Below are 26,023 nucleotides of genomic sequence, written 5' to 3'. Positions count from 1 at the left end.
TTTATGTAGTTTTTCATGACTAGATAACTTTAATAAATAATAAAAATAATCCAGAGGAAACAGAATTCCTCTGGATTATTAACTCTTAAATTACTTTAAAGCATTCACCGCATTAATAGCTCCAAACCCAGATTCCCCATCATAGCCCGGCTTGAACCAGTCGTCAGCAGAGTTTTGAATGATGTGCTTAACTTGAGCAGGGGATAGAACATCTTTCCCATACTTGGCAATAATGACTCCGGCAAGGCCAGCTGTTTTAGGAGCAGCCATCGATGTTCCTGCATAGAAGGCATATCCTCCAGGAACCGTGGATAAGCATAATTTATTACGATCTCTTAAATTGGTGTCGCCTGTTTCTAGCCAAGCTGTACCGTAGTCGCCTCCTGGTGCGATGACATCAATTTTACCAACACCATAGTTAGAATAGAAAGTGAGGTTCTTTTCTTCACCACCAGCAGCTACACGGATCAAGGTTTGGCTGCTTGGGCTCCGATGAGTTGCACCTGTATCATCTCCTGAAAGCTTTCCTGGACTTGAAAGGTCAACGCCAGCATTTCCTGCAGATCCGACTACCGTTACCCCATTCTTTATCGCATATTGAATGGCGCGGTTGAAGAGACGAACGTCTGCAACAACCTCTTGTGTTGCATAATCCGGATTTTGGAACCAATCGTAACCTCCAAGTGACATGTTAACGACGTCCACATTGTCATCTGCCGCTGTCATTAATGCATTGGCGATATCAGAAGTGTAAGCTCCCCCCGTTGGTCCAAACACTCTATACGCAGCAACTTTTAATTCTGGACCGATTCCTAGTACTCTACCATTTCCGGCAATGGACCCAGCCACGTGAGTTCCATGACCATCTTCATCCATTGCGCTCGTTATACCTGGTACGAAAGATTTTCCGTAAGCGTAGTTTTCTTTAATATCAGGATGAGTATAATCTATTCCTGTATCCACAACAGCTACAACAATATCCTTTCCATCCTTCGCTTCTCCAGTTCCTCCTTCCAAATTCCAAGAGGCCCCATTGTTTGTTACTTGCTTAATATCCCATTGATAGGTGTTATATAAATCGTTTGCAGGTGTAGACGTGAAATCATCTTCAAGAACGTCCACATTTACTGGGGCTTCAGGATAAATGGTGTTTTCCACACCAGCATCTAGTACGACTGTGCTTTTTTCGATGTCTGTTAGAAAGTTAGAGTTATCTGAGTGGACCTTAACAGCACCTAATTTCGGTAACGCCTTAGTAACTTTACCACCAGAACTTTTTACTAGATCTTGATAGTTTGATGGAAGATTTGTATCAGATTTAAAGATAACTATGTAGTTCTTGTCCACCGCTTGAGCTTGAGTAACCCCTAAACTTCCAAAAAAGGCAGTAGCACTCAGTGTTGCTGTTAAAGCACCTGCAATCCATTTCTTCTTCATTAAAATCCCCCTATTAAAAGAATTTTCCAACAACTTAATTATAGAATTCGCTTACATAACGCTCAATGGGTGCATTTTGTTTAAACTTGTCATTACTTGTTCGAAATACAAAAAAAGTTTCGACAATCGTAATTTAAGTGTAGCAAAAAATCCTTCATATATTTTATGAAGGACTAAAAATCAGCAAACTCTATTTCTTTTTATATAAATCCTTTACATCCTCAATTTCCTTCAATAGGCCTTCCTTTAATGTAACCTGTGGATCGTAATTTAATAGTTTTTGTGCTTTGGTAATATCAGCCCAAGTATGAAGTGGCTCTCCGTAAGTAGATCCTGTATATCGAATATTGAGCTTTTGGCCAAGAGCGTCTTCTAGGATGGATAAGCAACTTAAAAGAGAGGCCCTTTCTTTTCCGCCGATATTTATCGTTTCTCCTACAATGCCTTCCGAGATAGCTGCGGAGGCAATTGCGTTAATACAGTCGCTAATAAAGGTGAAATCCCTTGTTTGCTGTCCATCTCCGTATATTTCTATTGTTTCGTTACTAAGTGTTCGTTTAATAAATTTATGAAAGGCCATGTCTGGTCGCTGCCTTGGACCATAGACGGTAAATAATCGTAAGATCGTGATGGGGAGCCCATCGTTTTGATAAAATACTCGACACAAGTGTTCACCAGACAATTTCGTTACCCCATATGGAGACAGTGGTGTTGGTTCGGATATTTCCGTTACTTTGCCATCCTTTTGACCGTAGACGGAAGAGGTCGAGGTATAAATGAATTTTTTTATCGGAAACTTAAGGCATGCTTCCAATAACGTTTGAGTTGCAATAATATTATTGGTTACATACAATGTGAAGTCCTGACCCCAGCTAGATCTTACACCGGGAACACCTGCCAGATGGTAGATGATATCTACTCCCTCAAGTAAGGTGTCCCATTTAGCATGTTGTATATCTTCTTCAACAAATGTAAATCTTGTAGAGTGAAGTAGGTTTTGAAGGTTTCGTTCACGAATCCCTCTTGAAGTACCAACTGGTAAAAACACATCAATACCTATCACCTCATTTTGTGGGTTTTGTAGCAAGCGCTCACAGAGATGAGACCCGATAAAACCTGCAGCCCCTGTGACAAGAATTTTCATAATGCACACTTCCTTTGGCTGCTAATTTTCGGAAGGATTTCTCTCCCAGACGGAAAGGATATTATTGGCTACATGTTTCCAAGTGAAATTTTCTTCAACGAGTTTTCGACCGCGAAGCCCCATGTCCCTAGTAGATTCTAAATTTGCTAGCATTTTATTGAGGTGGTTTGCGTATTCAATAGGATCTTCAGGATTTTGAACAAGATAGCCATTATCATTCAGGATAATTTCTGGATTACCACCTCTAGCGGTAGTGATAAACGGAAGCCCTGCTGCCATGGCTTCATAATGAACTCTAGCTAGTGGTTCTTCCCAGATGGATGTGCAAACAAAGACATCTGCGGCACAAAACCAATTGTGAACCTCATCTGCTTGAACATATCCTGTAGTAATAACCGGGATAGGGGATCTTTCTGCCAATGCACGCGTATAGGAGATGTAATCACTAATCCTATCGTCACTATACCAGGCTGCCCCTACGATAACGAGTACAGCATCTTTTGATTTAATATGTGACATGGCCTTAACAAGAACATGTGGCCCTTTGTTCCTTGAGAGACGACCAACAAATAAAATAATTTTTTTGGACCCTAAGTCGTATTTGGAACGAATGGCTTTTCTTGCCTGTAGAGCAGATTCTGATTTTGTCCAAGGAGCAAACCTGGACAAATCTACACCAGAATAGATCGGGAAGATTTTGGGCGCTGCTTCTGGAAAATAAGATACAATGGTTTGACCAATATATTTACTAATGGTTATGATTGTCTCTAATTTCTCTACAGCTGCTGCTCCTTCAGCCCGGCTAATCTTCTCTGGTTTAAACATATCATTGTGCATGCTTAATATGATTCGAGAGTTAGGAGCGAGTTCGCTTACTGGCAGGACCAGCTTTGGGCGATTAAAAATGTGAATGATGTCGTATTGCTCTTCTGTTTCTGACAGATATTTCACAATTCCTTGCTTGTAAACATCTAGTAACCTTTGAGAGTCAATACGGACGTAACGAATGCCATTAACAACCTCTTCATCCGGTAGATCCGGATCTGTTCTGCTGATGATGGTAATTTGATGTTGCTCGCTTAATAAGTGGGAAACACCGCATATATACGTTTGGATAGCGCCACCTCGAATATTAGGGACAGGTAGCATTTCTGTACAAATCAGCAACACATTCATGTGCGTTCTCCCTTCTTGCTATTTTTCGTAGAAAGTAAACATTATTTTTTCTTTTTTGTCTTACGTTCGTGTTCTAGCTTTTTTCGCTGGACTTTTGCTACAATACTTTCAAATTCAGCGTTCGACTTTTTTATCTTATTTACGGGTTTAGAGGAAGCTGGACGTTCGGTATTTTTATTAGCTTTGGATGGTTTTCCTTCATTCATTTTCTTTAGCAATTTTGGAAGATCATCTTCTAGAATGGATTTTAGAAGGAGATCTAGGTCGACCAAATGATCTTTACTGCTACTATTTTTAGACTTGAGGGATGGTTCCATTTTTATTCTTTGGATTCTTGAACGCAAACTTTCTCGATCTTGAATGGATTTCTTAACTTCAGGTTCCTTAGATTTAGATTCCTTAGACTTAGATTCTTTAGATTTAGACTCTTTAGACTTAGATTCTTTAGGCTCTTCAAAAGTGGACGGAACGTTTTGTTGTGCTTTAGATGGATCGGACTTTTTGAATTCATTATTATTTTTAACTAATAATTCTGTATCGCCTAATACGACTGCACTTGGAGTTACATCATAAATGAATTCTTCCTCTGTATAATCACCAGGAGGGTACTTCTCTTTGTCTTTGGCTAATTCGGATAGAACTTCCCATTTATTGGATTCTGTTAGAGTGATTCTGTCTAAGATGGCATCAAGTTCAGTGTTCATAAAAGTCACTGGTTCGAAAACTACTTCTTTTACATGCTTATAAAACTCATTTGGAAACGCCATATCAATCCATAGTAATTCAAAGGTTTCTTGGTCGATTGGATTTGCTTGGTGGTAGGCGTCTATTACACCTCGTATCCATTCGAGATCCCAGGTTCCCATATCATCCATTGTGCTTGTAATAATTTTTCGTAAGTCACGAATAGGTAAATCATAAGAAACTCCATCCAAGTCGATGACCCAGATTCCACCAGGTCCTTGTTGTCCATTAGACCAGCCATAGTCTTGGTGAGCTAAGCCCCAATGTGCTTCCCCTTTTGCAATCATTTTTCGATAAGAGGATTGCTTGAATTTTTCATACATTTCATAGGCTTGCTGTTCAAATTTGTCTACAACAGATAGTAAGTGTGGACTTGCGACCGTTTCAGGGTAAGCATGGGCAATATCTCGGAACCAACCTATTTTTTGAATCATTTTCTCGTAATATTGATTCCATCGATACAGTCGAGAGGACTTTTTTGAGCCGGCTGGTGGAATATATCCTTTCGTATGACGATGGAATTCTCCTAGACCATAGCAAAGTGCAGAGGCAGCCTCTAAATCAATTTTCATTAGTTGTTCAAGCGGAGTTACCCAATCGGTGACAATCCATAACTTGCCTCCTGCTTGTACGTAGAGGTGATTTTCCTTTGTGGGAATAAGGGGGGCAACTCGTGCTCCCTGCTGAACAACATACACTTGGGCACCAATACTAAATAAACTCCTTGTAGGCTGGCGATGAAGAACCTTGATACTGCGTGGTCCGTGGTTGGTCTCTATTTTCCATATAGCTCCGCCTTTATCGGGCTTTGAGGTGATAAGAGTCATCTCGGAGACGGTCATATCATAATTTGATATGACTTCATAGGCTAATTTCTCTAGCTCTGGTGGGACATATTGTTCTAGGTCTGCCTCGCTAGTGGCTGAATCGACTAGATGATCCCACGGTTCAATCGTATATTCATGCACATTTTTTTCCTCCAATCTCAAGACAAAAAACTAGCTTGCTTATTTATATGTCAGAGAGAAGGACATGGAATGGGGCATTCGTGGAGCTTGAGCGTAAGAACCGTGAAAAATTGGTCTTTTATCTGAGTTATGCGTGTTGAATGAATGGGTGATCAAACTAAGGGGAATCTATACCATATGATTGATACGAACTAAGGGAGTATAAAGAAGATTCTCAAAAATCACCTAAATAGGTTATAATTAAGACAGGTTGTGACAAAAAACAACATTTTTCACTATATAAGCAGGAAAAACAGACATGTAAAGAGAATGTATCAAGAATCGTATATTGAATCGAAAAAGAATGAATAAGAGTATGGGGGATATAAGGTGCCTTATCAATTAAGTAAAAATTTTAGGTTGTTTTCATTGAATTCAAACCGTAAGCTCGTTGAAGAGATGGCGGAAATTTCAGGTTGTAAAATGGGAAATTGTTCTGTTTCACAGTTTAGCGATGGAGAAATTCAAATTCATATTGAAGAGAGTGTCCGCGGCTGTGAGGTATTTGTTGTTCAATCCACTTCGTACCCTGTGAACGATAATATTTTAGAACTTTTAATTATGATTGATGCGTTGAAAAGAGCATCAGCAGGTGTCATTAATGTTGTGATTCCTTACTACGCTTATGGTAGACAAGATCGGAAGGCACGTTCTCGTGAGCCTATCACTGCTAAGCTAGTAGCCAACCTATTAGAATCTGCTGGAGCGAATCGAGTTCTTACGATGGATCTTCATACTCCTCAGCTACAAGGTTTCTTTGATATCCCTGTGGAGCATTTAATCGGTGTGCCCGTTCTTGCACAATATTTTATGGAAAAAGGGCTAGAAGATATGGTCATTGTGGCACCACACAACGGAAGTATCGGAAGAACTAGAAAATTGGCCAATACTCTAAATGCGCCAATCGCTCTTATTGATAAAAGAAAACTGGAAGAAGGCGGACATGAAACGTACGATGTGATTGGGAATGTAGAAGGCAAAAACGCAATCATTATTGATGACCTCATTGATACAGGAACAACCATCACGTTTGCAGCAAAAGCATTAGCCGAACACGGTGCAAAAGCCATCTATGCTGGCTGTACACACGCAGTATTTACAGGGAACTCCATTGAAAAAATTGAACAGTCCCCAATTAAAGAACTCGTTGTGACTAACACGATTGAACAACCTGAAGAGAAACAACTCAAGAAAATCACTTGCTTATCTGTTGCCCCATTGCTGGTAGAAGCTATTGACCGAATTCATAGTGAAAAAGCGGTAAGTCCATTGTTTGAATAACAAAGAAACTCTATCGACCGAAGTAAGGGGTTCGGTTTTCGAGTACAAAAACTTAATTAGCAAACAAATTAGCAGTCCAATTCGCAACTGAATTGGACTGCATCTTTTTGTTGAATATTAAGGCTTTCCATAAATGTAATGGTATTTTAGCACCTTAATTTGCACCTCTATTAACAGGATGCAAAAGTTAGTGTCAATGTTCGAATTTGTTTGTTAATTTAATTGGGGATGATGTGCTGAGAGTGGTAGGTGTTTGGATATTCAAGTAATCTCAAGAAAAAGACTCTGTTGTTATTCATTGTTGACTTTTTCGCGGAGGTATAGGAATTCATAGGCGGAGAAATTCCGGTTAATGTGTATAGTAGGGACTCAAGAAGCAGATATAAGCGGATATATTCCGATTAACTTCTCTATATATAACGAAATCTAAAGATTAGGTTCATATAAGCGGAAAAACTCCGCTTATTTTGCGGGAAATGTTGGTATTTCCTGAAATAAACGGAATTCTTCCGTTTATTTTTTAAGTAGTTCTAATTTTGTGCTTCAAAACCGAACTACTTACGACTAAAAGATAGAGTTATACGCTTGAATCATCTTAACAATGGCTACACAAAGACCTAGTGCACTTGCCTTTATTTTCGCAGGGTGTTGACGCTTGCTAACATAAAGGTAAATCAGCACCATAACGAATCCCATCGGAAACCATAAGGTAAAATCACCATGATCGTCAGTAGAAGTTGAAAAGAGGGGACCAATATACGTACTAACTAAAAAATATATAAATACAGTAAAACTGCGATTTTCAAGTTCTTTACTCCATCTGTAAAGTAAATACAATATGCCAATAAATAATAAAGGAATTAGAATATTTTTTATAAGCAGAAGAATCCGTCCTTTCACCAGTGAATAAAGTAATTGTAACACCTAATATGGTAAAATTGGGAAATAACAGTGTTTGTTTTGTGACGAAAAGAATAGAGGATTTCGCTCTAGCAGCTATTTTTCTTTAATACTTTCAATGCTTAAGTTCATCTCTTTTAGCTTTTTATTAAACCTATTTTGAATGGTCCATAGATATTTAGTGGATTCTAAATTCATTTGGTTACCATCGGTAAAATGGAAGGTCAGAACCGTCTTATCTTCGTTCTGATCGTGGTTAAGGGTAATCCTCATATCAAAAAAGAAGAGAATCAAAGCTGAAATGAACAATAGGAGGAATGCGATGCCATAAATGACCGTATTCTCTCCCGGTGAAAAAACATACCAATCTCCTGTTCGATAATGAAAAATATTAGCGACCGTTTGCGGTAGAAAAAGTAAGAAAATAGGTCCGAAAATTGGAATGAATATGGCAATTGCAAGAAAGAGATGTCTAGTTTCATAGTTTTTCTCATCCATTGAAATCAATCCTTTCTTTAATATATATTTCGATAATAACATGGAACAAAGTAAGAAAGGGAACGAAATTAGAAAAAATTACCTGTTGGTAAACTCCGAGCTTTTCTTAATGATATATGTTATTTTTACAAAAGATCTTGAGGAGATTTAATGAATCATCATAAAATTAAGGTATAGCAATTGATCAGATAAAGGTGATGTCATGATACACAACTATTCAGGTGAAACGATCAGTTACAATATAAACTACAAAAAACGCAAGTCTATTGGAATTTCTATTGATGTTTATGGAAATATTGAGGTCCAGGCTCCTAAAGGAACACCCAATGATTATGTGCTTTTATTTATCGAAGAAAAATGGGACTGGATTCAAGAGAAGTCTAAGGAAATGAAGGCTAGAGCGCTTGGTTCACATGAAAAAGTTTATGACCATGGCGAAAGTTTTCTTTATTTAGGTAACACCTATCCCATCCAAATCTTCCACGACGCCAATCTTACGCAGAATCATGTGAAGTTTGAAGAAAATAAACTACATATCTACGTAAAAGAGTTAGAGGAAGAAAAAATCAGACAGGCACTAAAGCGATTCTACTATCAGCAATGTAAGATCTTAGTAGAGAAGAGTATCAAGTCTTATCAAAGCAACTTTAAAATAAAGCCAAAGGGGGTTCGTATTAATGACAGCAATCGTACATGGGGAACTTGTGATTCTAATCAGCAGTTAACTTTTAACTGGAAGCTCGCGATGGCCCCCCATAGGGTAATCGACTATGTGGTTGTGCACGAAATGTGCCATATGTTGCATTTAAATCATGATCGTTCTTTTTGGAGACTTGTTGGGAAAATTATGCCTGATTATAAGGAACAAGAAAATTGGCTAGCTTTTTCTAGTTGGAAAATGACTGTGTAGTAAGGTGAGAGTCTTCATTTATGAAGGCTCTTTTTTATGTCACTAATTGGTTGATTTTACAATTTGCATTCATATATCTATACACCAATATTGCGAGTATAATAGTACTAAAGTAGTAATTATTCCAATTACGAAAAGGCAAATCTACTGAAAGGTAGAGACGCAAAACCGTGGGTCTAAGGTGAAAGCTAAGATTGCCAGGTTATCGAATACAGCCAGAGATGGCTTTCACGAAGTGCTAGAATGCTACGTGAAATTGGAGGAAGAACAAATGATTAGAGAAGAGATGTTTGATAAAAGGTTACTTATTCGTGATATATTGAATACCCTATGGGTTATTATTGGACTGTATTTGTTAGGGACAGGTATACACTTTTTCCTTACTACGTATGATAAGTGGTTATTTTTTTTAGAAGTGATTTTATTTCCATTATTTAAATTTATTGCTGTCATGGCATGTGCAGAGCTGTTTATGAATAAATTCCGGAAACACATGGAGTACTTTATCATGATTGTAATTACTCTTTTTATTAGCATTATAATTATTAGTATTTACGATAAAGTAATTTTGATGGTTTTACTCATTACTCCTGTTCTGGTCTCATTGTTTTTCTATAATAAAAGAATCATTCGCTTTTCGGTGTTTATATCGATCCTCACTTTTTTAGTCATTTATTTTTTCTATGAACCGATACATGCTTCTATGGATACAGCAGATTTGATTATTATTATCTTAATTTTATTAGGGATTTCACTACTTATAAACAGCCTGATGAAACATAGTGATCAAGTTATGAAAGAATTGTTAAAAACAACAAAAGAAAAAAATGATCTATTCTCTAAAAATATTCAAATGGAAAGGCTTACCCGGTTAGATCCTGTTACGGAATTATATAATCACAGGTCGTTCCATGAACACTTGGAGTCAATTGTAAGTCTGGCTTCACCAGAGAAGTTAAACGTACATGTAGCGGTCCTTGACATTGATAATTTCAAACAAATCAATGATACGTTTGGTCATAGAGCAGGAGACAGTGTAATTATAGAAGTCGCCAGGCAAATTAAATTTTTCTCTGTTGGCGATGACTTTCCTTCTAGGTACGGAGGAGAGGAATTTGGAATTATCACAATGGGAACGTCGGAAGAGGATTTTATTAAAAGGGTGGAAAACATCAGGGGAAATATTGCAAACACTAGTTTTCCTGAGCTCAAGGGGCGTAACGTAACAATCAGTATTGGTGTACAAAAATTGTTGCCTGGAATGAACAAGGAAGATCTCTTTAAAGGGGCAGATGCAGCACTTTATACAGCAAAGAGAACAGGGAAAAATAAAACGGTAATTAATTAGGACAGAATATCGGGATGAAGGTGACAATGTGGAATTAACCATTGTCACTCTTTTTAGCGGGGAAAATTGAAGAAATTTGACTCCGAATCGATGTTAGAATCGTAGGTAATAAATAGAGTAGTTTTTTTATGAAATAGGGGAGGCGCAAATGGACTATAAAGAAATAAGAAATATGAGAGTAAAGCAGCTTCTTGTAACCAATGTGATTATATTTTTAAGTGTAATATTATTTTTCACTGTAGTTAAGATCGCCTTAATATCAGCCTTTCAATTTTTCGTCTTTTTGGGCATCCTTTTGGCACTTCGAGGGATTGTTGGGCTTGTAAGAGGAGAAACGACAAAGTCAATCATACCCATTTTCGAGAAAGTAGCAGTCTATGAAAAGGAAAAAATGGGAAGTGAATGGTACAAAGAAAGGAAAACAAATTTTATTGGAAATATCATCGTGAGTGGCTTTATGTTTATTCAAGCATACTGGAACCGTATTTTATCAGAACAACCCTTTCAAATGGATGTCACCTTTATGATTACACTTTTATTTTTCATTCTATTATTAATAAATATCGCATCAATCGTTCGATTTCGGAAAATCGACCATTCAATAAATAGTAATGAATTAAATGGTTATACTCGAAAATCAAACCTAATAGGAGCAGGAGTAGGTATCATTTTTGGTGTAATCATCGCTGTAGTCACCATTTTTTTTATTGTCTCTTAAGGATACTAGTAGGCAAAGAAGGACCCTTGCCTACTAGCAACTTTACGTTTGGATTACCTTCCAATTATCATTTACTGTAGCTTTGATAGTGCCATACTTGGAAAAATAATTAGCAAGCAGTTCAGTCATGTCGATTTGAATTTCTTTTATGACTTTCTTTCCCTTATACATAGAATAGTTCCCACCACCGGTGGCTCGGTAATTATTCATGACCACGTGATACAATTGCTTCCGATCCAAAGCTTCACCATTCTTCATTAGTGAAACAATTCGTTCACCAACTGGTTTTCCAACGTCAATCGTGTATTGAATTCCTTCCCACATATCATAATTATAATGTTGAGGCTTAGGGTCGATGAATTGCGAATTCACTGCTATTTCTCCATGTTCGTTCACGATAAAATAAGTAGCGCTTTTTTCTAATCCATCCTTTATATCCTGACCCGTTAGCTCTAATACCGTCAACGTATTTGGATAGATATAATTTGAAACAATATCCCTCATCGTTACGTTCGTTGGAAGGCCAATGGCATGATTGCTGAACAGAGCGGTGTTTGATATATCAACGTTACTTGCTTCCATTTGTACCTGGTTGATAAATTCTATAAAAGGGTGTTCTTTTATACGCGCAAGAAAAGGATCTTTTATGATCATATCGCCTTGAATACGTCCGATGGGTTGATCGAGCCATTTTTGCGTTTTCTCTTCGTAAGGTAGAATCAATCGTAATATTTCCTCATCTTCTTTCCACTCCTTAACCGGAACAAGAGAGGCTTTTTTAGAAAGACACTTCCATTTATGATCACGATCCAAAGTAAACTCTATATCAACCTGCCCCATATAAGCTCCACTGTTTCCAGGTTGAACGATAGTTACACCGTTTAGCTCATCGGCCAATAAGCGGTGCTGATGTCCAGTTAATAACACATCAATACCTTCTACTGCTTGGCATAGTTGATAGGCTTGATTTTCACCTGTGATTGCTTCGGTTGGTTCTCCAGTTTTGAGGTTTCTTTCAAAGCCACCATGATAGGAAACAACGAAAAGATCAGGTTGTTCGTTTTCCTTGATACGAGGAATCCACTTTTTTGCGCTTTCCACAGCATCCTCAAATTCTAATCCTTCTATATATTCTGCTTTTTCCCAGTTTGGGATATAAGGTGTTGTTAACCCTAAAATGGCCACCTTTATGCGTTCTGGGAAGATTTTTATGGTGTAGGGTTTTCCAAAGTAAGGTTCTTTGGTCTGTTTGTTAAGTATATTGGCAGATAAAAAGGGAAATTGAGCTTCAGAGACGCCTTGTTCTAAAGTAGACAGGCCATAGTTAAACTCGTGGTTTCCGATAATGGCTGCATCATAATGTAGTTTGTTAAAAGTTAGTATCACCGGATTGGGTAAATGAATTTGCTTTTTTACATAGTGATAGGTTAATGGTGTGCCTTGAATACTATCACCATTATCAATTAGAAGGAGGTTCTCTTCCGTTCTACGGAGGTGTCGGATATAGGTAGCGATTTTGGCTAAACCAATGGATTCATATTTATTGGTTCCATATAAAATAGGGAAGATCTGTCCGTGGGTATCACTAGTTTCTACTATTGTTAGTTTCGCGTAATTATGCTGATTCATGATATCGCCCCTTTCCCTACATGGTGTCATTATACAGAAAAAGGTGCATGACCACAAAGGCCAGCACCAATCATATTATTGCCATTCTGTATGAAAAATTCCATCCCGATCATTTCGCTCATACGTATGTGCTCCAAAATAATCACGTTGGGCTTGTAAGAGATTCGCATGTGACCGACCGGTACGATAGCTATCGTAGTAGGTGAGGGAAGCACTTAAACAAGGGAAGGCGATCCCTGATTGAATTCCCTCACTTACGATATTCCTTAATCCTTGTTGGTATTTCTTCACCTTTTCAGCAAAGAAAGGAGCAACAAGTAAGTTAGAAAGATGTGGATTCTCTTTATAAGCTCGGCTAATGACATTGAGGAACTCTGCTCGAATGATGCAGCCACCACGGAAAATTAGCGCAATATCTTCTAACGGAAGGTTCCATTCATAAAGCTCTGAAGTAGCTCTATATTGGTTAAAGCCTTGAGCATATGCACAAATCTTCCCCATATATAAGGCTTGTCGAACGTATTCGATCCATTCTTCTTTGTTCCGTTTCGAGTGCAGGGTGGCTGGTCCTTCTAACATTTCTTCTGCGGCAACTCGTTCTTCTTTCAAAGAAGAGACATAACGAGCAAACAGTGATTCGGTAATGATTGATGTAGCAATGCCATTGTCAATTGCTTGAATACTCGTCCATTTACCTGTTCCTTTTTGACCGACTTTATCTAGAATCACATCAATCAGAGGGAGTCCAGTTAAATCATCTCTTTTTCTTAAAATCTCGGTTGTGATTTCAATTAAGTAACTCTTCAATTCCCCTTGATTCCAAGTTTCAAAGATATCAGCAATTTCATCCACAGATAAAAGCAAGGTATCCCTTAAAAACGAATAAGCTTCGGTAATAAGTTGCATATCGGCATACTCAATTCCGTTATGGACCATTTTAACAAAATGACCAGAACCTTTTGGTCCAATATATACACAGCAAGGTGTCCCGTCTACCTGTGCAGCAATCTTTGTCAGAATAGGGGCTACTTTATCGTACACTTCCTGGTCTCCACCTGGCATGATGGAGGGGCCAGTTAAAGCCCCAACTTCTCCGCCAGAAATTCCAATTCCTAGGTACCCAATACCTCTTGCTTTTAGGTCCTGATATCTGCGCTCGGTATCTTCGTAATGCGAATTTCCACCATCCATGATTACATCGCCTTCCTCAAGATAAGGAAGCAAGGCTTGAATCACAGAATCAATCGGAGCGCCCGCAGTGACCATAAGAAAGATTTTTCTAGGAGTTTCAAGAGATTGAACAAACTCTTGAATATCATAGTGAGGTTGAATGGATTGTCCCTCTAACTTTTGAACAAGCTGATCGGTTAAATCTCTTGTATAATTGTACACGCTTACTTTTTCGCCGTTATTTGCCATGTTTAAGGCGATATTGCTTCCCATGACACCTAATCCAATGACTCCAATGGTATTGTACATCTAACATTCGACTCCTTTTTAAACAAACAAGCTTAGTAATAAAATAAATCCTAATCCAGCTACAGAGATAATCGTTTCAAGCAACGTCCATGTTGCAAACGTTTCTTTCATGCTAAGTCCAAAATACTCTTTGAACATCCAGAATCCAGCATCATTTACATGTGAAGCGATTAAGCTACCAGCACCAGTTGCTAGTACGACTAATGCAAGATTTACATCCGTTTGACCGAGCATTGGAATCACTAATCCAGCTGTTGTTAATGCTGCCACAGTAGCAGATCCTAATGAAATACGTAGAATTGCTGCGATGATCCATGCTAGTAAAATCGGTGATAAGGAAGTACCCTTGAATAATTCAGCTACGTAGTCACCAACGCCACCATTAATTAATACTTGTTTGAAGGCACCGCCGCCCCCGATGATTAAAAGCATCATTCCAATATGTGAGATAGCAGTTGTACAAGAATCCATCACGTTTTTGATTGGGATTTTTCTTGCTAATCCCATCGTGTAAACGGCAAATAATAAGGAAATCAACATAGAAGTACCAGCATTACCGATAAAGCGAATCATTGCTAGGAAACTATTATCCTCAAAGCCCATTGTTTTTTGAAGCAAAGTAATAATCGTAGCGATAGACATTAAAATAACAGGAAGTAAAGCGGTAAACACACTGATACCAAATCCAGGTGTATCTTCAAGCTTAAATGTCTTTTGTTCACCTAATGAAGCAATATTACCTGTTTTTGTAAATGATGCTGGAACTAACTTCTTTGCAATCTTTGTAAAGACAGGTCCAGCTAAGATAACGGTTGGAATAGCAATAATGAAACCATAAAGTAACACTTCACCAATGTTTGCACCATACTCACCAGCAATAACTGTTGGTCCAGGGTGAGGAGGTAAGAACCCGTGTGTTACAGATAAAGCCGCTGTCATTGGAATACCAAGATACAAAATAGAAATCTTTAATTGTCTTGATATCGCAAATACAATTGGAATTAATAAAACTAATCCTACTTCAAAGAATAAAGCGACACCGATAATGAATGAAGCGGCTACAACAGCCCATTGAATATTTTTCTCACCAAATTTGTTTACTAGGGTCATCGCAATTCGTTGCGCACCCCCAGAGTCTGCAATCAATTTACCTAGCATTGCACCTAGTCCAAAGATCAATGCTAAGTGACCGAGCGTACCACCTAAACCTGCTTCAATGGTTGTAACGATTTCATCTAATGGCATACCAAGTGCTAAAGCCACCCCAAACGATACAATAATTAATGAAATAAAGGTGTTTAATTTGAAGCCCATGATCAAGATAAGTAATGCTAAAATTCCTACTCCAACGATAACTAATGGCATCGAAAGTTCCCCCTAAATATTGTTATTTTTCTATTAAGCTTCTTTGATAAGTGGCAATTTGTTTATATTCATTTTCTAATACTCTTGATAAGTTAATGAAAATCGGCAATAACTGTCTGTATTCTTTGACTGCCTCTTCATTTGGTGTGTGCTTGTAGGTGCTTCCAATCATCTCAGAAGCAATCTCAAACGATTCAATTTTTCCTGTCGCATATAAGCCTAAAATACATGCTCCTAAACAAGAACTTTCATAGCTTTCTGGAACAACTAATTCAGATTCGAAAATATCGGACATCATTTGACGCCATACATCAGATCTAGCAAAGCCTCCCGTTGCTTGAATTCGAGTGACAGGACCCTCCATGCATTCTATTAGAGCTAGGAAAACCGTGTATAAGTTGTAGATTACGCCCTCTAGAGCGGCGCGAATCATATGCTCCTTTTTATGTGAGAGAGTTAAGCCAAAGAATGAACCACGTACATCTGGATTCCAAAGTGGAGCCCGCTCGCCAGCTAGGTAAGGATGGAAAAGCAAGCCGTCCGCACCTGGTCTGACGCGTTCCGCAATCTTCGTTAATACTTCGTACGGATCAATTCCAAGTCTTTTTGCTGTTTCAATTTCTGAGGAAGCAAATTCATCTCGAATCCAACGAAGAATCATTCCACCATTATTTACTGGTCCACCAATAACCCAGTGATTTTCAGTTAGGGCGTAGCAGAAGATTCGTCCTTTTTCATCGGTTTGTGGCTTCTCTATAATTGTTCGAATCGCTCCACTTGTACCAATCGTGACAGCGATTTCACCTTTGCGAATGGCATTCACTCCAAGATTGGAAAGTACGCCATCACTTGCACCGATGACAAAAGGAGTTTTGACGTCAAGCCCCATTTGTGTTGCAAAGTCTGGATGAAGGTCTGTGAAAACTTGTGTGGTTGGGACCAACTGGGACAATTGATCTCTTGTAACGCCTGCAATTGATAATGCCTCCTCATCCCAATCCAAGGTTTTGAGATTCATCATGCCCATCGCAGATGCAAGGGAATAATCGACCACATACTGGTTAAATAACTTTTTGAAAACATATTCTTTTATCCCGATGTATTTCTTTGCTTTTGTAGCAATTTCAGGGCGATCATTGGTGATCCAAGCCATTTTACTTAATGGTGACATTGGGTGAAGAGGTGTTCCTGTACGTTTATACACCTCATGACCATTCAGTTCCGTTTTAATCTTATGCGTCCAAGCTTCGCTGCGATTGTCAGCCCATGTGATACATGCCGTAAGAGGCTGGTCATCTGTATCGATAGCAATCACGCTGTGCATCGCACTGCTGAATGAAACAAACGCTATATTTTTTTGTGGGTTTTTCTTTGTGATGTTTGAAACGGCTTTCAAAACTGCTTGGAAAATTTCTTCCGGGTCTTGTTCAGCTGTTGAAATATTGGGTGTGTAAAGAGGGTAGCCAATATTCTCTGTTTGAATCACTTCGCCATTCTCTGTAAAAAGAACGGCTTTCGTACTGGTTGTTCCTATGTCTACACCTAACATATAGCTAGTCATTTTCCTGCTCTACTCCTTTAGAAAGCATTTGTTGTGACATCCAGAGATCATCTACTTTTCCTTGAACATCATCAAAATTTTGATGTAAAGATTGAACCATGAGGGTTCTTTCTTTTGTTTGAATGGCTTCAATATATAATTCGTGATTTTTAATAATTCGCTCAAAGTCTTCGTACTTTTCCTGAAAGCGAGCTCTCATTGATAAAAGAATGAAGCTTTCCATGACGGGTCGTAAATTGTTCCATATCATAAGCATGTACGAATGATTGATGGAACGAATAATGGTTTCGTGAAATAGGAGATCCTGATAGGAGAACTCATCTGCATCTTGATACTTGATAGCAACTTTCATCATTTCAAGTATCTTACTGAGTTCCTTAACTAATTCAGTCACATCCATTCTTACTAACCGTTCAAACACAAATGTTTCAATAAGTAGACGAACATCATATATTTCTTCGATTTCTTTTTCGGTTAACCCAATGACAACGGCACCCATTCGTTCTAGTCGAATGATGTTTTCTGATGCAAGTACTTTTAACGCTTCACGAACAGGTGAACGACTCACAGCAAAATCTGCAGCTAGTTTATTTTCAGAAATGATGGCACCGCTTTCAATTAACCCGGAAATAATTCGCATTCTAAGCTCGCATGTCACACGATCGCCAGCAGATGCCTTTGAGAGCCATTTTGATGGATATAAAAAATCCTTAGATTCGGTCATATCTACACCTTCCTGTTAATCAAGTATACTTGTATACAAGTATTATAACCTCTGAGAATATTTTTGCAAGCGCTTTTATAAAAGTTTTATTTTGGAAATTTATTAAACTAGCATATTTACGTGAATATGGAAAAAAGAGTGTAGCGGTAACCAGAGTGAGAGTTAGGTTCCCGTGAGTAAAGAAAAAAAGAGCGTAGCGGTAACCAGAGTGGAGTTAGGTTCCCGTGAGTACGGAAAAAAGAGCGTAGCGGTAACCAGAGTGAGAGTTAGGTTCCCGTGAGTACGGAAAAAAGAGTGTGGCGGTAACCAAAGTGGAGTTAGGTTCCCGTGAGTACGGAAAAAAGAGCGTAGCGGTAACTAAAGTGAGAGTTAGGTTCCCGTGAGTACGGAAAAAAGAGCGTAGCGGTAACCAGAGTGAGAGTTAGGTTCCCGTGAGTACGGAAAAAAGAGCTTAGCGGTAACCAAAGTGGAGTTAGGTTCCCGTGAGCAAAGAAAAAAAGAGCGTAGCGGTAACCAAAGTGGAGTTAGGTTCCCGTGAGCAAAGAAAAAAAGAGCGTAGCGGTAACCAGAGTGGAGTTAGGTTCCCGTGAGCAAAGAAAAAAAGAGCGTAGCGGTAACCAAAGTGGAGTTAGGTTCCCGTGAGCAAAGGAAAAAGAGTGTAGCGGTAACCAGAGTGAGAGTTAGGTTCCCATGAGTACGGAAAAAAGAGTGTGGCGGTAACCAGAGTGGAGTTAGGTTCCCGTGATTAACCCCTAAGAAAATGCCTTGTTTACAATAAAAAATGCTACCCATATGGAGTAGCATTTTTTAGAATCCTTCTAAATATTTGGCATACATCATGTTTTTATAACGTGCTAAGTAAAAGGCATGCCTGTTATTGGCTTTCAGTGCGATATATGGATCTGGGTTTTGATGATTAATCTCTATTACATAGAGTTTTCGATTTTCATTCATTCCGATATCAAAGCCGATGTTTGCAAGGTGATATCCTTGTTGTTCAAAAAGAGCCAATATTTCTTTTACTAATGTATCAATCTTTAAGAGTACTTCCTGGGTCTCCTCTGAATCTAGTTTCCACACGTTTTTAAGGGTAGCAGAAGCCATTTCGGTTTGGCCGCCTGCCGTAATATTGCTTACCAATTGTCCCTTCGCACCGTATCTTGAATATACTCCAAGGTTATCCCATAGACCCCATTCATTTTTAATCATCATCACTCGAAAATCTATCATCCGATCATCATATGTCATTAAAGGAATGGTCTGTTGTACTACATACATATAAGGAGGAAGGTTAGCTTGGAAAAAGCTCATCATTTCTTGCTGGGTAGAAAAGGTTTTTACGTGTTTACTACGGTTTACATAAAAAGAAACAGCAATGTTGTCGGGTGTTTGAACCACCTTAAAAATACGCTTGCCTAATCTCCCGTTTATAGGTTTTATATAAATACTTTTATAAAGCTGTAGCATATGACTGATGTCGTTAGGTTCTTGATAGAGAGTTGTTTGAGGTAACACATGATCGAACTTGGGAAGGAGCATCTTGTGCATCTCCCATTTTGAAAAGTGTGGAAAGTTAAATACTCTAGGACCTAAAACTGAAGTTAAATGGTTTATTTTATCATGAAAGTTTTTATATTTTGAGGTTAAGCTTGCCTCGAGAATCGTCATAACGGTTGCTGGATAAGGAAACGTTCCGTATTTCCATGAGTCGTGTTCGGGTTGATATAAAAAACCGGATATGGTCTGTTGCTCAATATGAATACTTTCGAGAGAAAATACAAGAATAGCTCCACCTATCTGCTGATATCTTTTCACGAAGCTCTTATAGGTAAAAAGCATTTGTTCGACTTTTTTATCTGTCAGCTCTGTAAGAATGCCTATAAATGGACCAATCCGTATGAGATTGTCATTTAGTAGGATGTCGTATGAGCAGGTTAAGGGGATTTGTAGCTCTTGGATAATATCCTCTGATAATTGAATCTCATTTCCTTCAACAGAGTCTGAAACCTCTATTTTCACCTCGACTGCCTTAACACCGAATGTTAAGCTTCCGTTTCCCTGTTCAGGAGTCAAGGTAGAATGAGGAGAAAATGTGATTGTATGCTTTGTTTGATTACATGGTTTAATATGATGCATGATTTTCACCTCCAACTTCAAGCACCCGTTTCTTCTTGTAGTATATGTACACACAAGAAGGTAGGAATGTGTTTTGCGCAAAGGATTGGAAAATGGTTATATGCCCTTACCATGAATGGACTTTTTCAATAGAATAAACCAAAGCCACAAAAGAGAGTGGGTGACATCATGAAACATCTTCATTTAAACCAACTACTTCCTGTTTTGGGAGGAAAGGTGATTCACGGAAATGGATCGCAAGTAATAAAAAATGCTGCAAAGTACGGGGAACATGTCATAACTGAACATTCTTTGGTTTTTATTATAAAAAAGGGAAAAACGTTGCCCTTACCAACGAAGGTTTCCTCCATTACGGTCGTTACTTCCACACCTAGATTGTTGAAACATGTTAGTAGTGATACAACGATTGTCTATGTACCAGATGTAAAAAAGGCGTACTATCAGTTTATTACCTTTTACAGAAATCTTTTTACCCTACCTGTTATCGGGGTAACAGGTACCTCTGGAAAGACGACCACAAAAGAGATGATCTCATGGATCTTATCAGAAAAGCAAAAGGTGGTAAGCACGTATTTAAGTCATAATGGTTTAAGAAGAAACTTGGATTATTTATTGGAAATAGATTATACCACGGACAGTGCCGTATTTGAAATGGGGGTTTCAGGTCCTAATCAGTTGCTGTATTCAGCCCGATACTTCCGACCACAAATTGGAATCATCACAACCATTGGCACCGATCATATTGAAGGATTTAAAAATCAAGATTCATATGTAAAAGAAAAGATTAAGATGGTTCAAGCAGTAGGACCTAAAGGGACGTTAATTCTAAATCATGATAATCCGTACTGTAGAAGGCTCAATCTGGAATCTTTTAAAGGAAAAGTCATTTATTACGGAATGGAGAAAACAGCCGATTTTTATGCTCATTCCGTGACTTTTAATCTGAAAAAAAATGGAATGGATTTCGTAATTGCTTGCAAAGAAGGGGAGTATTCTGCCTTTGTCCCAGGGTTCGGTAAGCATAATGTGTACAATGCGTTGGCCGCAATCATCGCATGTTCATTAGTAGGTAAGAGCATTCCTGAGACCATTACTAGATTACAAACCTTTTCACACGTAAAAAGTCATCTTCAGTTCCACAAAGGAATCAATGGGAGCCTAATCATTGATGATACATGGAACACCAATCTTACATCCATCGAGGCAGCATTAGAAGTGCTTAAGGAAACGGCAGAAGGAAGGAAAACGATAGCAATCATCGGAGAAATAGAAGAACTAGGGGATTATTCCGTATCCGAGCATCAAAAGGTGGGAGAACTGGTCGTAAAAAACAAGGTTGATATATTAATAGCAATCGGAAAGGACGCCATTCCAACCTGTCAAAAGGCAGCTGAATTAGGGATGAACAGAGCGAATATTCACCATCTAACTAGTCATACAACCTTGATGCAGTTGCTGAATCGTATAGTCGACAAGGACACATCTATCTTGTTGAAAACCTCGATGCGAAGATCCTTCAAGAACACACTAAGCCATTTAATTATAAATGGAAAAGAGTCTGATTAGAGAGTTTACTCTATCAGACTCTTTTTTTGGGTAATTAAAAACTTCGCATAATCTATAGGCGTGCTAAAAACAGATTCCCATTCTGGGTTAATTAACTTCCCCTCCATGAACAAGCCACTAACATAGTCGGAAATAAAATTACACTCGATAAAATAAGGGGTACCATCTTTCGTAATACCTAGATCAAATCCGAGATCGGCTAAGTGTGGGAAGTGTTGTGCAAGGTAATTAGCTACATAAAGGGAAAAATCGGAGATCTTTTTAACAAGCGTTTGATAAGGGATGTTCGGATGGGTGACGTGGGCGATACTTTGTAAAGAATAAGTCGTTCCACCTTGAGCACCATTTGTCAGAAAATCGTTGTCTTGGGCTACCTTACACATAATTCCAGATACTTGAAATTCCCCTTTCAGATTTCGTTGGACCGCTACCCTCATATCAAATGGCCTTCCGTGAAAGGTAGCGAGAGGAATCAGCTTCTGAATCAAATACGTATGCTCGTGGATACGCTTCTGTAAAATGGCAGGCAATGTTTTCTGGAATGCTATTTTTTTCAGCTCTTTATCTCCCTTTGTCTTATAGGAAAGTAGCCATCCGTCAGGAAGTCTTTCAAGCTTCATGGTGCCTTCACCAAATTCTCCGTAGCTCTTTTTTAAAATAAGACGGTCATATCTAGCCACAAGCTTATTTAAGTTTTCTATTGAAAATAACTCTGTATCTGGCAAATGCTTTCGAATGTGCGAATCTTTGTTAAGAATCTTGTGAACAGTGTATTTCTCCACATCGTAATTAGGAATATTGAATACAGAAATCTCGTTTTGGATGAGAGATTTTATATGTGCTCGGTAGGCAGGGAGATGGTCCAGAACTCTTGAGTAAATTACTTTGGGGGAAGGAATTTGTTTTAGGCGATAGTTCGTGCCTTCGTTTACATAAGCCATCACCGTTTTTTCATTTGGCCGAATGTCAAAAAAACGAATATAACAGGGGGTCAAGTCATGCTTTTGGGCAGTCTTTTCCCATATGGAAAACATACTTAAAACATTACCCCTTAAATTTGGCATTTTGTCATAGGTTGATTTCGGGATAATGATTCCAATATAGTTGTTCACATTGATCGTACTCCTTTCATAATAAGGTATTCAATGGAGGGGGTGGAGTGACTGAGATAAGAGTGGTTTTATTCGTACAGGAGCAGTGAATCAAGGCGAAGGAGAGTCTGAATGGAGTGGTCATTCGGACAGGGGACAGTCAATACGAGCGAAGGGGAGTCCGAATGGGGTGTGCATTCGGACAGGAGCGGTGAAACTAGGCGAAGGAGAGTCTGAATGGAGTGGTCATTCGGACAGGGGCAGTTGAATCAAAGCGAAGGGGAGTCCGAATGGGGTGTGCATTCGGACAGGGGCAGTTGAATCTTAGCGAAGGGGAGTCCGAATGGGGTGGGCATTCGGACAGGTACAGTCAATCAAAGCGAAAGGAGTCCGAATACCATCCCACTTGGGAGGAAGGCATATAAACGCTTTAAGAGTCTCCTTCCGTTTTATCATTGCTGCCTCCAACTCCTCAACTTTACCTATACTAAACATAGTAAGTATCTCTCGTGTTTCCACAGGGCGTATAGTTTTTCTTTAATGTCCTGTATATGGTTTTTTTGCATAAATCAACTTGGCACCAATCATAGATACTTTGGGTTGTAATCTTCCGTTCAGGGAAAAGGAGCATAAATTCTTTCACATTCCGTAAAATGCCTAGGGGAATTTTTTCTAGATCTCCACACTTTTCACATACAAATTTGTCAGTTTTAACTGATACCGCAAAAGAAAAGCAGGTTTTACAATATATTCCCTTTTGTAGATGGTCATAATGATATTCTGGCAATCGATTAAATGGATTTTTAGGTTGATGAAGTGAAATTAATTTCTTGGCTAGTTTCTTTTGCTCATCGTTTAACTTGGAAGTTATTTGGTTTAAACTTTTCAAAAAACGATTTACCTGCGTTGGAAAAATAAAGGGTTGATCTACGGGGCATTGGTAAAGGGTGAATTCTGGATTGATAAATATCACTGAGGCTTCAACAAGAAAGTTTCGTTTGAGGGATTGAAGCAATTGGCGGAAAAGAGTGGCGCTCCTTTGTAACTGGGTCACCGGATTTTTATACTCTCGATCAGTTGTTACTGAATAAAGTTTATCTGAATCTAAATAATAATCACCTTGGTAATTCTTCACATCCAGCAGATAAATGGCTTCCTGTGAGATAATCAAACTATCAATTTGAAAATAGGAGTTATTCACTTCAAGCAATAAGTCATTTAAAATATACCTTTCTTCTTGGAGGATTTCTAATAGCTGATCAAACTTCCTCTCGCCTTCAAAACCTTTTTCAAGAACTGAATAATGAAACTTTTCCTTCTCTGTTAATGTCATACGTGTGTTTAAGGATCGGAGAGTCAGCAATTCATCCGATTCAGTTCGACATTTTAAAATCATAGGTCACTTCCCTTCTTTATTTCTACTCCCATTTTATAAAAAATTTCTACTCTTACCATTAAGAGATTTGAACAAACTATTAACATTTACATACAATTAACCAAATATTTACACCACCACGGTTTTTGATGATTCTTACATTTGCGACAATAATGAGTGGAGTTGCCCTACATAAGTGATTCAACCGAAACAAATCCTATATTTGGGAGGTCTGTATATGATAAAGTCAAAAGCATTTCTTGGACTGGCAATGGCAGGTGGAGTATTAACAGGAACGCTACAGTTAAGTGGTACACCTGTGCTGGCAAAAAACGAGGCACAAATTCTTCAAGAAGAAAGTGTCAACGGTAAACTGAGCTATATCGGAAACTACCAGACCGGAATGAGCAACAAAGATGGTGGAATTGCAGAAATCGTAAAATACAATAAAGATAATCAAAAGATGTATATCGTAAACGGTGCAGCACAATCAGTAGACATCGTTAGCATATCTAATATGACATCCAACAAAAAAACAGAGTTCAAGATCGATACTCGCCTTGATATTACTGCTATGGGACAGGCACATGGATTTGCGAGCGGTGATATTACAAGTATTGATATCAATACAAACGAAAAAATTATTGCGATAGCTGTCCAGGGGGCAACTTATAAGGATAATGGAAGTATTGTCATTCTGAATTATGACGGAAAGTACATAAAACATTTCGAGGCGGGCGTACAGCCCGATATGGTTACTTTCTCTCATGATTATAAATACTTATTGTCTGCCAATGAAGGCGAGCCACGGGAAGGATACTCTGTAGCAGATGCAGCTGACCCCAAAGGTTCCATTACCATTATTGACATAAAAAAGGGTGTAGATAAAGCTACAGCTCAAACGATTGGTTTTGACAAGTTTGACTCCAAAGAGGCAAGAGCAGCACTTGTGGAAAATGGGGTATTATTGAAGCCTAATACGGCACCTTCTGTTGATTTAGAGCCTGAGTATATATCTGTTTCTGATAACAGTCATTACGCGTACGTATCTCTACAGGAGGCTAATTCGGTAGCGAAAATCGACTTAAAAACTCAAGAGATTGTAAGTGTGAAAGGGCTTGGATTTAAGGATCATAATTTAGAAGAAAATGCTCTTGATGCATTAAAGGATGGTCAAGTAAACCTCGCTACCCAAAATCTCTATGGTACCTACATGCCTGATGGAATAGCCACGCAAAAAATAGGGGGCAAACAGTACATCTTTACTGCTAACGAAGGCGATGGCAGAGAGTGGGGTGAGTATGAGGATACGGGGGCTTATACATTCCCAGGCACCTCTAATAAAATCGATACCATACTGAATACGGAAAGAGATGGACTTGAGGCTGATAAAACGTATATTTATGGTAGCCGTTCCTTCTCCATTTGGGATGCAGGCACGATGGAGCAGGTCTATGATAGTGGAAGCGACTTTGAAAAAATAACAGGTGAGCTTTTTCCTGAAGCCTTTAATTCTTCAAATAATAAAACAGAACTAGATTCTCGCAGCGGGAAAAAAGGTCCAGAGCCAGAAGATATAAAAGTGATGAAAGTAAATGGCAAAACGTTCGCCTTTATCGGGTTAGAAAGAACGGGCGGCATTATGATGTATGACATCACAAATATGCAAAATGTAAAATTCCATGACTATGTTAACTTAAGAGATTTCACAGGTACAGACGTAGTGTCAAGTGGTGATCTTGCACCAGAAGGACTGTGCTTGGTGGAAGCAAATGATAGCCCAACTGGTAAGCCACTCATGCTCGTGGCGAACGAAGTCTCTGGTAATGTAAGGGTTTTTGAGATGAATGGAAGATAAGTTTACTTAAACAGAGACCTTCTTGTAAGGTTTCTGTTTTATTTTGTAAGAAAAATGAAATTTATCAGAATAATCT

The 26,023-nt window shown here is 38.6% G+C and carries 19 protein-coding genes and 1 riboswitch; of the genes, 6 read left to right on the top strand and 13 right to left on the bottom strand.

Annotated elements, in window-relative coordinates; all coding sequences use genetic code 11:
• Window positions 1-90 precede the first annotated feature (90 nt).
• From ACRX5O_RS19750 to ACRX5O_RS19735, 4 genes are all read right to left on the bottom strand, one after another.
• On the bottom strand, window positions 91-1,437 hold the full coding sequence (locus ACRX5O_RS19750; RefSeq protein WP_433907541.1) for a S8 family serine peptidase: 1,347 nt from the start codon (window positions 1,435-1,437) through the stop codon (window positions 91-93).
• Window positions 1,438-1,627: 190 nt separating this feature from the next.
• Window positions 1,628-2,581 carry an NAD-dependent epimerase/dehydratase family protein gene (locus tag ACRX5O_RS19745; RefSeq protein ID WP_433907540.1) on the bottom strand — a complete coding sequence of 318 codons (954 nt, stop codon included), beginning with the start codon at window positions 2,579-2,581 and terminating at the stop codon, window positions 1,628-1,630.
• 21 nt (window positions 2,582-2,602) lie between these two features.
• Window positions 2,603-3,757, bottom strand: coding sequence for a glycosyltransferase family 4 protein (locus ACRX5O_RS19740; RefSeq protein WP_433907539.1), 1,155 nt, complete (start codon window positions 3,755-3,757; stop codon window positions 2,603-2,605).
• 41 nt (window positions 3,758-3,798) lie between these two features.
• Window positions 3,799-5,469, bottom strand: a complete 1,671-nt coding sequence (locus ACRX5O_RS19735) for a CotS family spore coat protein (RefSeq protein ID WP_433907538.1) — start codon at window positions 5,467-5,469, stop codon at window positions 3,799-3,801.
• Window positions 5,470-5,838: 369 nt separating this feature from the next.
• Between ACRX5O_RS19735 and ACRX5O_RS19730 the strand changes: the two genes are divergently transcribed.
• Window positions 5,839-6,789, top strand: coding sequence for a ribose-phosphate diphosphokinase (locus tag ACRX5O_RS19730; RefSeq protein ID WP_433907537.1), 951 nt, complete (start codon window positions 5,839-5,841; stop codon window positions 6,787-6,789).
• A gap of 996 nt (window positions 6,790-7,785) precedes the next feature.
• Here ACRX5O_RS19730 and ACRX5O_RS19725 read toward each other — a convergent pair.
• Window positions 7,786-8,187, bottom strand: coding sequence for a hypothetical protein (locus tag ACRX5O_RS19725; RefSeq protein WP_433907536.1), 402 nt, complete (start codon window positions 8,185-8,187; stop codon window positions 7,786-7,788).
• A 202-nt stretch (window positions 8,188-8,389) separates the two neighbouring features.
• On the opposite strand from ACRX5O_RS19725, the gene ACRX5O_RS19720 reads away from it, so the two are divergent.
• From ACRX5O_RS19720 to ACRX5O_RS19710, 3 genes are all read left to right on the top strand, one after another.
• Window positions 8,390-9,097: a M48 family metallopeptidase gene (locus ACRX5O_RS19720; protein ID WP_433907535.1), complete on the top strand. Its 708-nt coding sequence runs from the start codon at window positions 8,390-8,392 to the stop codon at window positions 9,095-9,097.
• 127 nt (window positions 9,098-9,224) lie between these two features.
• Window positions 9,225-9,307, top strand: a riboswitch (cyclic di-GMP riboswitch).
• A gap of 61 nt (window positions 9,308-9,368) precedes the next feature.
• Entirely contained in the window at window positions 9,369-10,445 is a 1,077-nt protein-coding gene (locus tag ACRX5O_RS19715) for a GGDEF domain-containing protein (protein ID WP_433907534.1), read from the top strand.
• 148 nt (window positions 10,446-10,593) lie between these two features.
• Window positions 10,594-11,163 carry a hypothetical protein gene (locus ACRX5O_RS19710; RefSeq protein WP_433907533.1) on the top strand — a complete coding sequence of 190 codons (570 nt, stop codon included), beginning with the start codon at window positions 10,594-10,596 and terminating at the stop codon, window positions 11,161-11,163.
• A gap of 42 nt (window positions 11,164-11,205) precedes the next feature.
• Here ACRX5O_RS19710 and ACRX5O_RS19705 read toward each other — a convergent pair whose 3' ends face one another.
• From ACRX5O_RS19705 to ACRX5O_RS19680, 6 genes are all read right to left on the bottom strand, one after another.
• Window positions 11,206-12,792: a bifunctional metallophosphatase/5'-nucleotidase gene (locus tag ACRX5O_RS19705; RefSeq protein WP_433907532.1), complete on the bottom strand. Its 1,587-nt coding sequence runs from the start codon at window positions 12,790-12,792 to the stop codon at window positions 11,206-11,208.
• Window positions 12,793-12,867: 75 nt separating this feature from the next.
• The gene (gene gnd, locus ACRX5O_RS19700; protein WP_433907531.1) at window positions 12,868-14,271 is read right to left on the bottom strand and encodes a decarboxylating NADP(+)-dependent phosphogluconate dehydrogenase; all 1,404 of its coding nucleotides are present in this window, start codon (window positions 14,269-14,271) and stop codon (window positions 12,868-12,870) included.
• A gap of 18 nt (window positions 14,272-14,289) precedes the next feature.
• Window positions 14,290-15,636 carry a GntP family permease gene (locus ACRX5O_RS19695; protein ID WP_433907530.1) on the bottom strand — a complete coding sequence of 449 codons (1,347 nt, stop codon included), beginning with the start codon at window positions 15,634-15,636 and terminating at the stop codon, window positions 14,290-14,292.
• 22 nt (window positions 15,637-15,658) lie between these two features.
• On the bottom strand, window positions 15,659-17,197 hold the full coding sequence (gene gntK, locus ACRX5O_RS19690) for a gluconokinase (protein ID WP_433907529.1): 1,539 nt from the start codon (window positions 17,195-17,197) through the stop codon (window positions 15,659-15,661).
• Window positions 17,190-17,921 carry a GntR family transcriptional regulator gene (locus ACRX5O_RS19685; RefSeq protein ID WP_433907528.1) on the bottom strand — a complete coding sequence of 244 codons (732 nt, stop codon included), beginning with the start codon at window positions 17,919-17,921 and terminating at the stop codon, window positions 17,190-17,192. Before ACRX5O_RS19685 ends, gntK begins: the two co-directional genes overlap by 8 nt.
• A gap of 807 nt (window positions 17,922-18,728) precedes the next feature.
• The gene (locus tag ACRX5O_RS19680; RefSeq protein ID WP_433907527.1) at window positions 18,729-20,057 is read right to left on the bottom strand and encodes a YheC/YheD family endospore coat-associated protein; all 1,329 of its coding nucleotides are present in this window, start codon (window positions 20,055-20,057) and stop codon (window positions 18,729-18,731) included.
• Between the two features lie 168 nt (window positions 20,058-20,225).
• Here ACRX5O_RS19680 and ACRX5O_RS19675 point away from each other — a divergent pair, with 168 nt between their 5' ends.
• Window positions 20,226-21,623: a UDP-N-acetylmuramoyl-tripeptide--D-alanyl-D-alanine ligase gene (locus tag ACRX5O_RS19675; protein ID WP_433907526.1), complete on the top strand. Its 1,398-nt coding sequence runs from the start codon at window positions 20,226-20,228 to the stop codon at window positions 21,621-21,623.
• Window positions 21,624-21,628: 5 nt separating this feature from the next.
• On the opposite strand, the gene ACRX5O_RS19670 is transcribed toward ACRX5O_RS19675, so the two are convergent.
• Window positions 21,629-22,735: a YheC/YheD family endospore coat-associated protein gene (locus ACRX5O_RS19670; RefSeq protein WP_433907525.1), complete on the bottom strand. Its 1,107-nt coding sequence runs from the start codon at window positions 22,733-22,735 to the stop codon at window positions 21,629-21,631.
• 466 nt (window positions 22,736-23,201) lie between these two features.
• A complete protein-coding gene (locus tag ACRX5O_RS19665; protein ID WP_433907524.1) occupies window positions 23,202-24,110 on the bottom strand; it encodes a nuclease-related domain-containing protein in 909 nt (302 codons plus the stop codon).
• Between the two features lie 217 nt (window positions 24,111-24,327).
• Between ACRX5O_RS19665 and ACRX5O_RS19660 the strand changes: the two genes are divergently transcribed.
• Complete coding sequence (locus ACRX5O_RS19660; RefSeq protein ID WP_433907523.1) at window positions 24,328-25,947, top strand: choice-of-anchor I family protein; 1,620 nt, start codon at window positions 24,328-24,330, stop codon at window positions 25,945-25,947.
• Window positions 25,948-26,023: the final 76 nt, after the last annotated feature.

The sequence above is a fragment of the Robertmurraya mesotrionivorans genome, assembly GCF_050971805.1.
GTDB lineage: Bacteria > Bacillota > Bacilli > Bacillales > Cytobacillaceae > Robertmurraya_A.
The sequence above is the reverse complement of the archived record's forward strand: the minus strand, read 5'-3'. Positions and strand labels throughout refer to the sequence as shown.